Here is a 13817-nt window from a genome sequence, read left to right as displayed (position 1 = left end):
ACTAAATTAATAATAAGAATGCTCACCACGTTGGTGTTCAGTCACATCTTTTGCCCCTTTTAATTCATTCGGGAACATTTCTACTAATTGTTTTTCTACGCCATCTTTTAAGGTAACATCCACCATTGAACAGCCATTACAACCACCGCCGAATTGTAACACTGCATAGCCGTCATCTGTCAGCTCTATCAAGGTAATCCGTCCACCATGACTGGCTAATTGTGGGTTAATTTGAGTTTGAATGACATAGTCCACGCGTTCAATTAGCGGTGCATCATCTGATACCTTACGCATTTTTGCATTAGGTGCTTTTAAGGTTAATTGAGCACCTAATTCTTCTGTAACATAATCAATTTCTGCATCTTCCAAAAATGGCAAGCTGACTTCATCCACAAAGGCAGAAAAAGTATCATATTGTAATTCTGTATCTGTATCTTCTACCGCATTAGCTGGACAATAAGACACGCCACATTCTGCACTGGGTGTACCAGGGTTAACCACAAAAATACGAATATTAGTACCCTCTTCTTGCTGATCTAATAATTTACGAAAATGAGCCTGTGCGGCTGCTGAAATAGTAATCTGTTGCTCCATGTTCTTTCCTTAATCTAAGCGATTTTGTCGGAAATGATACGCTGAGATCGCTCTTTATGCAAATTTTATGTGCGTGCCAATCCCCAGACTTGAATATGTTGTACGCCCATTTTGCGTAACTGTTTAGCAATTTCATTCATCGTTGAACCTGTGGTAATCACATCATCAAGAATACAGACCGATCTATAATTGCATTGTTTTAGTTTATTTTGCACCATAAACGCATTTTTTAGATTGTTACGCCGAGCTTTAGCGGTTAAACCTCGCTGGCTGTGAGTGTTTTTAGTGCGTAACAAAAGATCTTCTCGCACGGGAATATTTAACCAGTGTGCCAGCCATTTTGCCAGTAATGCTGCTTGATTATAACCCCGCTGCCAGTGGCGAAAATGATGTAATGGAACGGGTAAAATCACATCAGGCAAAGACAAAGCATGGGTACGTCTTGCATTTCGCACAGCTAAATAAAGCAAGCGTGCTAAACTCCGATCTAACCAAAACTGCCCTTGGAATTTGAAACGATGAATCAAGGTAGATAAAGGTTCGGAATAACGTCCGATAATCACCATCTGTTGCCATGCTGGTTCTTGCTGTAAGCATCTACCACAACGCAATTCATCACGAGTTAATTCCGTCCCACAGCAACCACAATACGCAAAACGGTAAATCTCTGCATTACAACGGCTACATAAACCATGGCAACCTATTGCTAATTTTTGCTGACATTTCACACAACTAAAGCCAAACCAGTTCATTTTATTTTATTCTTGATATTAATTTGTGATATTCTTGTTAAAAATCCAAATAATCACAAATAGCAACTGAAATATTTGGAATACAAATCACAAAAATTTTATTTTATTAAGATAAAGGAGTATAAAATGGCTGATCCACATATCAAGTCACCAATGGACTTTTTAGACTATCTCACAGTATGTTTATATCGCACTGGATTTATTCTGGCGGCGATTTTCACCGCACTTCTCCCCTACTACGAATTTGCTCAAATTGGTATTTTAGCGGCGGCGTTGCTTTGTGCTTCATCATTGCATATTTATCTCAAGAAATTCCGCTTGTTATTGCAATTTGCCACGTGGTTAGCACTATTTTTCCAGATTATCGGGCAAACAGAACTCGCATTGGGAGCAGCATTAGTGACACTAGGTGGGCTTTGTTTTAAAGAATATTTTTGCTTCCGCATTTTTGCGTTAAATCTGATGCCAATTTTTGTAGCATTATTATGGTTGACTAAAGTCGCTGAAATAACGATTGGATTACAAATTCTGTCTGTTATTTGCACCGCACTTTTTGCCGTATTAGCGATTCAAAAATGGCGTATGCCATTGCATTTTGATATCGGAGATAAGGGAAAATATCAAGTCTAACAATTAATTTAGCTCCCTAGCAAGGGAGCTAAACCATTAATCAATTAACCCTGTTTGGTGAAGAAAACGATAAATTCCATCTCGTTCAATATGATCGGTTTCGAAATCCGCAACGGCTTTCAATTCATCACAAGCATTGCCCATTGCCACCCCCACACCAACGGTACTTAACATTTCCAAATCATTTAAGCCATCACCAAATGCCATTGCATTTTCGATAGATAAATTTAAATGCTTAAGTAAATGCAAGATACCACGAGCCTTAGAACCTTGAGCATCAAATAGATCGACCGATTGTTCATGCCAACGAACCGTTTTTAGCCCCTTTAAAACCCCAGAATTCTCCACTAATTGATCTTTGCTTTCATCATAAAAGGGCAAAATTTGAAATACATCATGTGTCTGGTAATAGTCTTTATCAATATGGTAATCCGTTTGCAATGGATCTAACGCACTACGCACTTGATCAGTAATTGCTGATACAGCTAAATGTTCGTTTGACACAAAGGTATAATCAAACCCAACAGATTCAAAAAATGCGACTACTTCTGTAATCTTTTGTGGTGGAATCGGTAGCTTATCCACTACGTTGCCCTGATGTACCACATATTGTCCATTCATAGTGACAAAAGTATTCATTCCTGCTTGTTTGACTAATGCTTTGATTTTAGGTGGAAAGCTACAAGGTGATCGCCCTGTGGCAATAGCCGCAATAATCCCTTTTTGTTGTAATTTTTGAATGCTAGGTAATACGCTTTCAGGTAAAAAATCCTTATCTTTAACAATGAGTGTTTCGTCAATATCAAAAAATACGATTTTAATTTGATCGCTTAAATTAGGTAAATTCATATAAAATCCTTGAACTCTCGATTAAAATATCCCATTATTATGAATGAATTTGGACTTATGGTTAAGTATTATTATTTATTATAGGAGCATAAAATGACACAAGTAACATTAGCAGGAACTCTCATTGAAGTAAAAGGACATTTCCCACAAGTTGGTGAAACAGTTGAAAATTTAGTTTTTACTAACACTAAACTAGAAGACGTTGCTTTAAGCGACTTTGCTGGCAAACGCAAAATCTTAAATATTTTTCCAAGTATTGATACAGGTGTTTGTGCTACATCAGTACGCACTTTTAATCAGAAAGCAGCAAATTTAGCGAATACTGTTGTGCTTTGTATTTCTGCCGACTTACCTTTTGCTCACGCTCGTTTTTGTGGTGCGGAAGGTATTGAAAACGTGCAAACGCTATCCACTTTCCGTGATAAATCTTTACACACTAAATTGGGCGTAGATATTGCCAGTAGCGGTTTAGCAGGATTAACTTCTCGTTCAGTCATTGTGTTAGATGAAAATAACAAAGTATTGTATTCTGAATTGGTGAGTGAAATTAAAAATGAACCAAACTATGAGAAAGCATTAGCGGTTCTGTAAAAATAAGCCACAGAGTGGCGTAACTATACCTAACCCCGTACGCCAGTACGGGGTTTATATATACTGATGTATCTTATCTACATTTAATCCAACTGCCAAACCCCATTTACCGCTGTATTTTCTACTTTAAAATCATTCGTAAATACAGTCAAGTTAGCAATTTTTCCGACTTCAATAGAACCAAGTTTATCATCTACACCGATTGCTCGAGCAGGATAAAGGTTACACATTCTCAAACTTTCATCTAACGGAATACCCACTTCTTTCACGGCATTTTCGACACTTTCAATCATCGTAATTGATGCCCCTGCAATGGTATTATTCGCATCATAACAACGACCGTCACGAACATAGATAGGTTTTCCCACAAAAGTAAATCCTTTAATATCTGAACCTGCTGCTGCAATAGCATCTGTCACAATACAAAGTTTATCCCCCTTAGCTCGTTTAGCGATTTTCACATTACCAAAATTAACATGAATACCATCCACGATAATACCAGCATAAACATCATCAGAATCCAACACCGCACCAACTACACCCATAGCACGACCAGAGCTAATTGGTGACATCGCATTATGTAAGTGCGTTGCAAAAGTAATCCCTTTTTTGAAAGACTCTTTTGCCACATCATAAGTTGCATTAGAGTGACCGATAGACACCACAATACCAGCTTTCACAAAATCAGGCACATAATTTACAGTTGGGTTATCCGCTGCTAAGGTAAGTTTAGTAATCACATCTGCATTAGCACAAAGAAAATCTTTCATTTCAGGGGAGATTTCACGAATATATTCAGGGCGATGTACACCTTTTTTCTCAATACTTAAATAAGGACCTTCCAAGTGTAAACCTAAGGCTTGGTTTTGGTGTTTATCCAAATATTCTCGCATAATTTGCACCGCAATTTTCATATCTTCATCTGGTGAAGTAATAAACGTTGGTAAATAGCTGGTGGTCCCTGAACGAACGTTAGTTTGTTGCATAATTTCAAGGGTTTCTACGCTAGTTTGATCATTAAACATCACACCACCGCAACCATTTAATTGTAAATCAATAAATCCAGCTGTAAGGTTATTACCTTTTAAATCAAAATGTTGAATATCATGCGGTAAATGTTCATGGCGAACAATATCCACAATTTTGTCATTGTCAACTATGACTGAGTGACCATACAACACATCATAGCCTGTATAGATCACGGCGTTCGTTAAAGCGTATTTCATTTTATATTCCTTAAAAGCGTTTAGGGTGTAAAAATATGTAGTTATTAATCAGTTAGTCATTGACTACTGAATGAATAGCTCGGGCTTCCAACTCAGTAAAATATTTCACTGTTTTTACTTTTAATTCCTGAGTCGCTGGCTCATCACACACCAAAATATAATGACGATGTTGTTGCAACGCACTGATTGTCCAGAAATGGTTCACTGAACCTTCCACGCCTGCTTGTACAGCAAGAGCTTTATTATGCCCCGTGGCGAGAATCATCACTTCTTCCGCATCTAATAATGTGCCTACACCGATAGTTAAGGCATATTTTGGTACTTTATTCACATCATTATCAAAGAAACGGGAATTAGCAATCAGTGTATCTTGGGTGAGAGTTTTAATTCTTGTACGTGATGCAAGTGACGATGCTGGTTCATTGAACGCAATATGACCGTCATTACCGACCCCCCCCATAAAAAGATTGATTTTACCATAGGACTTAATTTTTTCCTCGTAACGGCGACACTCCGCATCATGATCTTCGCTATTACCATTTAGAATATTGATATTTTTTTCTTGAATATCAATATGATTGAAAAAATTATTATACATAAAACTGTGGTAGCTTTCAGGGTGTTCTTTTGGTAGATCAACATATTCATCCATGTTAAACGTTACTACATATTTAAAGCTCACCTCTCCAGCTTTGCATAAAGCAATCAGTTCTTTATAAGTAGCTAAAGGGGTGCCGCCCGTTGGTAAACCTAAAACAAATGGACGTTGTTCGGTCGGATTAAATTGATTGATACGATCCACAATATGACGTGCAGACCATTTTGCTACTTGTTCAGCGTTTTTTAATGGAATTAAACGCATATTAGCTCCTTAAGATATTTGGGGTTAGCCCCCCTCAGGGCTTCGCCCAGCTCCCCCCGCAAGCAGGGGGAGCGAAAAATATTTGCTTGTTTTATTGTTCTTTCCCCCTACTCACGAGAGGGAGAAAAACATAAACACTTATTTGTTTTATTGTTCGCTCCCCCACTTGCGAGAGGGAGAAGAACGTAACCACTTGTTTGTTTTATTATTCGCTCCCCTGCTTGCAAAAGGGAGAAGAACGTAACCACTCGTTTGTTTTATTGTTCGCTCCCCCTGCTTGCGGGGGGAGCTGGGCGAAGCCCTGAGGGGGGCTACCCCAAAAACTGCGGTCTAAATTTTCTTATTTTTATTTAAGAAACGTTTCATACAACTCTTTGGCACGAACTAATTGTGCATCAGTGGCTTTCGCTGTCATTGGTTCACGACAATAACCCGCATCTACACCTTGTAATTTCAAGATTTCTTTGATCGTTAGGTATAAACCATTCGCCAAAATACCTTCAATTAAATCGTTAGTAACGTGTTGAATTTCCAATGCTTCTTTTACTTTACCTGATTGAGTTAATTCAAAAATTTGTCTTGCACGTAAACCGTTCACGTTGAAAGTTGAACCGATCGCACCATGTACACCTAAAGATGCAGCAGGTACCATCATTTCGTCAAAACCAGCCCATATTAATTTTTCTGGATAAGCCTTACTTAAACGTTCTAATAAATAGAAGTCGCCAGCAGTAAATTTCACACCTAACACTTTAGGGTTTTTGTAAAGTTCACCGAATTGTTCCACGCCCATATTCACGCCAGTTAAGAACGGAATAGAATAAACAATCATATTATTACCAGTTTCAGCAATAATAGTTTCATAGTAATGTTTAATTTCTGGGAAGCTAAATTTGTAGTAGAAAGGTGTTACTGCTGATAAGCTGTCATAACCTAATTCTGTGGCATATTTACCTAATTCCACCGCTTCTTTTAAGTTTACGCTACCTACTTGAGCAATTAAGGCGACTTGATCTTTGGCTTCATCTTTAGCAATACGGAAGATTTGTTTTTTCTCTTCGGTAGAAAGCATAAAGTTTTCGCCAGTAGAACCGCCCACATATAAACCATCTACTTTCATTTTATCAATGTTATGACGAATGATTTGACGCAAACCTTTTTCATTCACTGAACCATCTTCATTAAAAGACACTAATAATGCACTGAAAATACCTTTTAAGTTTTTCATTAAATTTTCTCCTATTTATTCTGTTGTTGCTCAATAACTGCAACAGTTTTTTGTTTAGATTGTTTTGCTTTTTCTTTTTCGGCTTGAACCAATAACGCATAAATCAGATCAAGTACGAATAACTGAGTGATTTGTGTACCCACGGAGTCACCTTGTAACTGACCTTGGCGATTACCATTATTGAGTACATAATCCGAAACTTTAGTAATCGGTGAACGCAAATTATGGGTGATTGCTACCGTTACTGCTCCTGCCTGTTTCGCAATGTCAAGGGCTTTAGTAGTTTCAGGTGAAGTACCAGAATGACTAATACCAATTACCACGTCCCCTTTTCTCATTAACGAAGCCTGCATATACATAAAATGGTTATTTGTTTCAGCATCAACCTGAAAACCAATACGCATTAATTTATTTTTTGCTCCGTCAGCCACAACACCTGACGAACCTACACCAAACAAATAAATTCGTTTAGCCTTACGCAGTTCTTTTACGACATTACTCAACGCATCAAAATCTAACAAATTAATGGTTTCACCGACCACGTTATTAATAACACTTTGCAACTTACTAGCTATTTCTTTTGGGCTATCCTTTGCCGTAATAGTTGTATCTAATAAATCTGATGACTGTTGACTTTGTGTCGCAAGTTCAATAGCAAAATCCAATTTAAAATCGCTAAATCCTTTAAATCCAAGTGTTCGACAAAAACGAATAAAGGTCGCTTCGCCTACATTTAACGACTTTGCAATTTCAGCTAAAGAAGATTGTGCAATTAATTCTGGTGTAATAAGAATTTGTTCGGCAATACGTTTTTCAGTTTTGGTTAAACTGCTTTGTAATGCACCGATTGTATCTAAAATTTTACTGCTTTCATTAGGTGTAGTGACCATAGTTAATTCCCCTGAATTCCTAAACTAATTACGTTCTAGCTAATGCTATGCCTCCCCAATATGCAGCACCGATTAAACCAGCATCACCTGCATATTTTGCTGTGGTTAATTCACAATGATAAAAATGTGGCATTGCTTGTACATATTGCTTCACTAAAGGTAAATAACCCTCAGCTAATCCCACGCTACCGCCCAGCACAACTTGTTGAATATCAAGTGATATCACCAAGTCAGCCACTAAATTGGCAATAGCCTTGGCAGAACGCTGTACAAGTGCGGTGGCTTTTTCATCATTTTCACGAAATAACGCAAAGACTTCTTTTGGCGAACAAGGGTTATCCCATTTTTGTGCATCACGTTCAATGGCTCGCCCAGCTGCAACAGCTTCGACACAACCACGACGACCGCACCCACAAATTTCACCATTCGGATCCGCAAGGCTGTGTCCAATATGCCCTACTACCCCATTTGGTCCTGTTTGTAATTCGCCATTTAAAATAATTCCGCCCCCAACTCCCGTGGAAACCACGATAAAAGCAAAATTAGGGACTTTTTTCGAATCAACTTCTTGATATTCAGCACAAGCGGCGGCCTGCACATCATTCAATAAGAAAATCGGTTTATCGGTATGACGGGCAATGCTTTCTTTCAATGGAAATTCAGCCAAGCCACCCAAATTTTTCGGATTAAGTGCGGTTAAAATACCGTTATTTATGATGCCCGTTGAGGCAACAGACACATAATCAAACTGTCCTGCATATTGCTCGACTAAACTTGCTAAAGCCTGATGTAAAGCCTGAGCCGCATTATCTTGTGGGGTAACAATTTGCTGACGTTGTTGGATTTGGTTATTTTCCACTAACGCTGCCGCTATTTTTGTACCGCCAATATCGAGGGCTAAACAACGCATATAAACTTCCTTAATTACTTTGCTACTTACTTGGCTGATTTCACCGCATTCGCAAACCAGCTCACAATATGCTCTAAACGGGTCAACGCTGAACCCACTGTCACTGCATCTGCCCCGATTTCAATGGCGACTTTCGCTAATTCAGGGGTGTTGTAACGACCTTCCGCCATCACAAAACAGCCCGCAGCTTTTAAATCTTTGACTAATTGATAATCAGGTTCTTTCGGAATTTCTCCACCAGTGTAACCAGACATTGTACTACCCACAATATCAAAACCTAATTTTTGACAATACAAACCTTCTTCTAAATTAGAACAATCCGCCATTGCCAAACAACCACATTCATGGATTTTTTTCACCGCACTTTCTATATCCACAGGACGAGGGCGATTGGTGCCATCTACAGCAATAATATCCGCACCAGCAGCAGCTAAATCTTCAATATCCTGCAAGAAAGGGGTGATTCGCACAGGGCTATCAGGTAAATCACGTTTTTTTATCCCTATAATAGGAATAGTAACAAATGGGCGTGTTGCTTTTAGATTTTCAACACCTTCAATACGTAAACCAGATGCACCACCATTTTGTGAGGCTTGAGCCATAGCTGCAACAATTTCAGGTTTGTCCATTGGACCATCATCCACGGGCTGACAAGAAGAAATAAATCCTTTTGAGATTTGAGTAAGCACGTCGGAATGAGATAATTTTGACATATATACTCCGTTTATTTTTTATTTTTAGAATTAATACTTCATTAATTCATTAGATTACGCTCTAACGAATAAAATGGCAAGACTTTTTGAGATACTTTGTCGGAAATTTTTACACTTTGATCCAAAAGTCCCATATATATGACTCATTATATGCCTAAAAATTTCCAAAAGTGGAGTAAAAATCCAAAAATTTTAAAAGAATTTTTTAATTTTGTGATCTACCTCTCATTTTTGAAATTTAACTTCAAAAATATATTTATTTTTTGATTTTTTTGATCCAGAATGCAAAGCATATTAAAACCACATAGGTTTAATTACATCTCAAACTCAAAAACTCTGACAATCTTTTTAACAGGAGCGTACTTATGAAATTCAATAAACTATTCTTAGCAACATTTTGTGCTGGCGTTGCGGCATCTGCTTTTGCAACTTCTGCATTGGCAGCGGATTACGATTTAAAATTCGGTATGAATGCAGGTACAAGCCAAAACGAATATAAAGCAGCAGAATTTTTCGCTAAAGAAGTGAAAGATAAATCTGCGGGCAAAATCGAAGTGAAACTTTTCCCATCATCTCAATTAGGTGATGACCGTACCATGATGAAACAATTAAAAGATGGTGCGTTGGATTTCACTTTTGCAGAATCTGCCCGTTTCCAAATTTTCTACCCAGAAGCAGAAATCTTTGCGTTACCTTATGTGGTGCCAAACATTGAATTCAGCAAAAAAGCATTATTAGAAACCAATTTTGGTAAAGAATTATTACGTAAAGTCCATGATGAACAAGGTATGACTTTATTATCAGTAGCTTATAACGGTACGCGTCAAACTTCATCAAACCGTCCGATTAATTCTATTGCTGATATGAAAGGATTGAAATTACGTGTACCAAATGCAGCAACTAACCTTGCCTTTGCAAAATATGTGGGTGCAGCACCAACTCCAATGGCGTTCTCTGAAGTATATTTAGCCTTACAAACTAACTCTGTAGATGGTCAAGAAAACCCATTGCCAACTATTCGGGCGCAAAAATTCTATGAAGTGCAAAAATATTTAGCAATCACTAACCATATCTTAAATGACCAACTTTATTTAGTCAGTAATGAAACCTTTGCAGATTTACCTGCTGACTTACAAAAAGTGGTGAAAGATGCGGCAGAAAAAGCAGCGGAATACCACAGTAAATTATTCCACGACGGCGAAGCAAACGATATCGCTTTCTTTGAAAAACAAGGTGTAACAGTAACTCATCCTGATTTAGCACCGTTCAAAGCAGCATTAAAACCTTACTATGACGAATACTTGAAAAAGAATGGCAAAGTAGGTCAAGATGCCTTTGATGAATTTTCAAAAATCAAATAATTAACCTCAATGCCCTATTCTCATTTTCCTCTGGTGGGGATAGGGCAATCTAATGTTTTAATTTCCTTGTTTTACTCGACATATCGAGGTATTTATGAAATTTTTTAATAAAATAGAAGAATGGGTTGGCGGAACATTATTGTTCATTGTGTTCCTAATTCTTCTTACCCAAGTCATTGCACGTCAAATCTTTGATTCACCATTAATTTGGTCAGAAGAATTGGCAAGATTGCTGTTTATCTATGTGAGTATGTTCGGGATCAGTATGGCAGTGCGTAGCCAACAACATATTTATCTCGACTTTATCACCAATCTCATGCCACCAAAAGTAAAAAAAGCCACTAATACTTTTGTGCAACTGTTGATTTTTGCTTCTATCATTATTTTTATCCATTTAGGCTTTAAAGTCTGGATTGGGGCATCCTTTGAATTGGTGGCGTTAGAAATCAGTGATAAATGGTTATATGCGGCTCAAGCCTTTATTTCCGTGCTGGTGCTAATCCGTTTCTTACAAGCACAAACTGAAAACTTTACCAATCAAACTTCCTATTTATCCGCCACGGTGTTTGCCATAGGTGCGGTGATTTTATTAGCTCTTTTATTCTTCGCCCCTGATGTGTTCAAAGTGCTTCGTATTTCGCAATATGTGAAACTTGGCGACAATGCCGTTTATTTAGTACTTGTAGTTTGGCTGGTAATCATGTTCTTAGGCACGCCAGTAGGTTGGTCATTGTTTATTGCCACCTTGCTTTATTTCTCTATGACACGCTGGAATATTGTCAACAGTGCCGCCAATAAATTAGTCGATAGCCTAAACAGTTTCTCATTATTAAGTGTACCGTTCTTTATCTTAACGGGGATCTTAATGAACGGGGGCGGAATCACTGAACGGATCTTTAACTTCGCCAAAGCCTTGTTAGGTCACTACACTGGTGGTATGGGACATGTGAATATCGGGGCAAGTTTACTGTTCTCTGGTATGTCAGGTTCTGCCATTGCCGATGCGGGTGGTTTAGGTCAATTAGAAATCAAAGCGATGCGTGATGCGGGATATGATGATGACATCAGTGGTGGTATTACCGCAGCCTCTTGTATTATCGGTCCATTAGTGCCACCAAGTATCTCCATGATTATTTATGGTGTTATCGCCAACCAATCCATTGCCAAATTGTTCGTGGCGGGTTTTGTACCTGGCGTATTGGTCACCATTGCGTTAATGGTTATGAACTACTTCGTGTGTAAAAAACGCGGTTATCCAAGAACACCAAAAGCGACTATGCCAGAACTTTGTGCCGCTTTTAAATCCAGCGTATGGGCAATTTTAACCCCGATTATCATTATTGGCGGTATCTTCTCAGGCATGTTTACCCCAACGGAAGCTGCCGTAGTCGCTGTGGCATACTCCATCATTGTCAGCCGTTTTGTCTATAAAGAATTAACCTTACAATTATTGTTCAAAAGCTGTGTTGAAGCGGTGTCCATTACGGGCGTAACCGTATTAATGGTGATGACCGTGACATTCTTCGGCGATATGATTGCTCGCGAACAAGTGGCAATGCGTTTAGCTGAAGTGTTTGTAACCGTAGCGGATTCACCATTAACCGTACTGGTCATGATTAACTTATTGTTATTATTCTTAGGTATGTTTATTGATGCCCTTGCGTTGCAATTCTTAGTATTACCAATGTTAATTCCAATTGCACAACATTTCGGTATCGACTTAATCTTCTTCGGAGTAATGACCTTAATGAACATGATGATTGGTATCTTAACACCACCAATGGGAATGGCGTTGTTTGTGGTAGCACGTGTAGGTAATATGTCGGTATCTACCGTAACCAAAGGGGTACTGCCATTCTTAGTACCAATATTTATTACGCTGGTATTGATTACAATTTTCCCTGAAATCATTACCTTTATTCCAAACTTATTAATGCCAAATGGCTAACATTTAAAAATACACATTAAGGAGTTCTATTATGAAATTCACTAAATCTTTATTAGCTGTATCTGTATTGGGCTTAACAGCGTTCGCAGCCCAAGCAGCACAATATCCTGATTTACCTGTGGGAATTAAAAGCGGTGCAGGTGCATTGATCGGTGACACCGTTTATGTGGGATTAGGTTCAGGTGGTGACAAATTCTATTCTCTTAACTTAAAAGAGAAAGATGCAAAATGGCAAGAATTAGCTGCATTCCCGGGCGGTGCTCGTAACCAACCTGTCGCAGCTGGTATCGATGGCAAACTTTATGTTTTCGGTGGTTTCCAAAATAACGATGTAGCCGATAACCAAGTAATCAACGATGCTTATTCTTATGATCCAGCCACTAACACTTGGACAAAATTAGATACACGTTCGCCTCGTGCAGCTGTGGGTGCAACTGGCGTGACTGATCACGGCAAAGTTTACTTCGTGGGTGGTATCAACCAAGAAATCTGGAACGGCTTATTCCAAGACGTGAAAAAAGCTAGTGCAGGTTTAGACAAAGAAGCCGACAAAGATAAAATCAAAGAAAAAACCGCACCAATCTTTGATGCGTACTTTAACCTACGTGCGCAAGACTTCTTCTTCTCATCTGACATTGTGAGTTATGAACCTGCGACTAACACATGGCGTAACGAAGGTTACTTCCCATATTCAGGTCGTGCAGGGGCATCTGTGGGTATTAACAATGGCAAATTGTTAGTGGTCAACGGTGAAATCAAAGCAGGTCTTCGTACTGATGGCACCGCACAAGGTACTATCACCAAAGACGGCGTAAAAGACTGGAAAAAACTTGGCAACTTACCAGCACCGAAAGGTTATGATCAACAAGACGGTATCGCAGGTGGTATGGGCGGTTATACCAACGGTCACTTTATCGTGACAGGTGGTGCAAACTTCCCAGGTGCAAGAGCGAACTATGCCAAAGGCATCAACGATGCTCACCGTACTGGTGGCTTGAAAAAAACCTATCATAGCGACTTCTATACTTTAGATGCTAAAAGCGGTACTTGGAAAATTATCGGTAACTATCCGCACAATATTGCTTACGGTGTAGCTTTACCGTATGAAAATAAAGTGTTATTTGTCGGGGGTGAAACAGACGGCGGTAAAGCATTAACCGAAGTTCGTACTGTAAGCTATGACGGCAAAAAACTTGTCGTTGAAGAATAAAAATCTTCAAAAAAATGACCGCACTTTTGCGTTTCCCAGATGCGACTGGTGTA

The 13817-nt window shown here is 38.7% G+C and carries 14 protein-coding genes; 5 read left to right on the top strand and 9 right to left on the bottom strand.

Annotation, left to right across the window (positions count from 1 at the left end; all coding sequences use genetic code 11):
- Positions 1-6 precede the first annotated feature (6 nt).
- Positions 7-594 carry a Fe-S biogenesis protein NfuA gene (gene nfuA / locus O1Q81_RS03485; protein WP_386689458.1) on the bottom strand — a complete coding sequence of 196 codons (588 nt, stop codon included), beginning with the start codon at positions 592-594 and terminating at the stop codon, positions 7-9.
- A gap of 65 nt (positions 595-659) precedes the next feature.
- Entirely contained in the window at positions 660-1346 is a 687-nt protein-coding gene (locus O1Q81_RS03480) for an amidophosphoribosyltransferase (RefSeq protein ID WP_386689456.1), read from the bottom strand.
- A gap of 126 nt (positions 1347-1472) precedes the next feature.
- Here O1Q81_RS03480 and O1Q81_RS03475 point away from each other — a divergent pair, with 126 nt between their 5' ends.
- Complete coding sequence (locus tag O1Q81_RS03475) at positions 1473-1976, top strand: DUF2301 domain-containing membrane protein (RefSeq protein WP_386689454.1); 504 nt, start codon at positions 1473-1475, stop codon at positions 1974-1976.
- Positions 1977-2012: 36 nt separating this feature from the next.
- Here O1Q81_RS03475 and O1Q81_RS03470 read toward each other — a convergent pair whose 3' ends face one another.
- The gene (locus O1Q81_RS03470; RefSeq protein ID WP_386689452.1) at positions 2013-2825 is read right to left on the bottom strand and encodes a Cof-type HAD-IIB family hydrolase; all 813 of its coding nucleotides are present in this window, start codon (positions 2823-2825) and stop codon (positions 2013-2015) included.
- A gap of 93 nt (positions 2826-2918) precedes the next feature.
- On the opposite strand from O1Q81_RS03470, the gene tpx reads away from it, so the two are divergent.
- Positions 2919-3416 carry a thiol peroxidase gene (gene tpx, locus O1Q81_RS03465; RefSeq protein WP_386689450.1) on the top strand — a complete coding sequence of 166 codons (498 nt, stop codon included), beginning with the start codon at positions 2919-2921 and terminating at the stop codon, positions 3414-3416.
- Between the two features lie 83 nt (positions 3417-3499).
- On the opposite strand, the gene nagA is transcribed toward tpx, so the two are convergent.
- From nagA to O1Q81_RS03435, 6 genes are all read right to left on the bottom strand, one after another.
- Positions 3500-4642, bottom strand: a complete 1143-nt coding sequence (gene nagA / locus O1Q81_RS03460; RefSeq protein ID WP_386689447.1) for an N-acetylglucosamine-6-phosphate deacetylase — start codon at positions 4640-4642, stop codon at positions 3500-3502.
- A 52-nt stretch (positions 4643-4694) separates the two neighbouring features.
- Positions 4695-5504, bottom strand: a complete 810-nt coding sequence (nagB, locus tag O1Q81_RS03455) for a glucosamine-6-phosphate deaminase (RefSeq protein WP_386689445.1) — start codon at positions 5502-5504, stop codon at positions 4695-4697.
- Between the two features lie 346 nt (positions 5505-5850).
- Positions 5851-6732, bottom strand: a complete 882-nt coding sequence (nanA, locus tag O1Q81_RS03450; RefSeq protein WP_386689442.1) for an N-acetylneuraminate lyase — start codon at positions 6730-6732, stop codon at positions 5851-5853.
- Positions 6733-6743: 11 nt separating this feature from the next.
- The gene (locus tag O1Q81_RS03445) at positions 6744-7622 is read right to left on the bottom strand and encodes a MurR/RpiR family transcriptional regulator (RefSeq protein ID WP_386689439.1); all 879 of its coding nucleotides are present in this window, start codon (positions 7620-7622) and stop codon (positions 6744-6746) included.
- Between the two features lie 28 nt (positions 7623-7650).
- On the bottom strand, positions 7651-8532 hold the full coding sequence (locus O1Q81_RS03440; RefSeq protein WP_386689436.1) for an N-acetylmannosamine kinase: 882 nt from the start codon (positions 8530-8532) through the stop codon (positions 7651-7653).
- Between the two features lie 26 nt (positions 8533-8558).
- On the bottom strand, positions 8559-9245 hold the full coding sequence (locus O1Q81_RS03435) for an N-acetylmannosamine-6-phosphate 2-epimerase (RefSeq protein ID WP_386689432.1): 687 nt from the start codon (positions 9243-9245) through the stop codon (positions 8559-8561).
- A gap of 365 nt (positions 9246-9610) precedes the next feature.
- On the opposite strand from O1Q81_RS03435, the gene O1Q81_RS03430 reads away from it, so the two are divergent.
- From O1Q81_RS03430 to O1Q81_RS03420, 3 genes are all read left to right on the top strand, one after another.
- Positions 9611-10606, top strand: coding sequence for a sialic acid TRAP transporter substrate-binding protein SiaP (locus O1Q81_RS03430; protein WP_386689429.1), 996 nt, complete (start codon positions 9611-9613; stop codon positions 10604-10606).
- Between the two features lie 94 nt (positions 10607-10700).
- A complete protein-coding gene (locus O1Q81_RS03425) occupies positions 10701-12554 on the top strand; it encodes a TRAP transporter large permease subunit (protein ID WP_386689426.1) in 1854 nt (617 codons plus the stop codon).
- 31 nt (positions 12555-12585) lie between these two features.
- Entirely contained in the window at positions 12586-13764 is a 1179-nt protein-coding gene (locus O1Q81_RS03420; protein WP_386689423.1) for an N-acetylneuraminate epimerase, read from the top strand.
- The last annotated feature ends 53 nt before the right edge of the window (positions 13765-13817 follow it).

Origin of the sequence: Lonepinella sp. MS14436 (genome assembly GCF_042470565.1) — a bacterium.
GTDB lineage: Bacteria > Pseudomonadota > Gammaproteobacteria > Enterobacterales > Pasteurellaceae > Lonepinella.
Note: the sequence above shows the minus strand (reverse complement) of the source record. Positions and strands in the feature narration are given on the sequence as shown.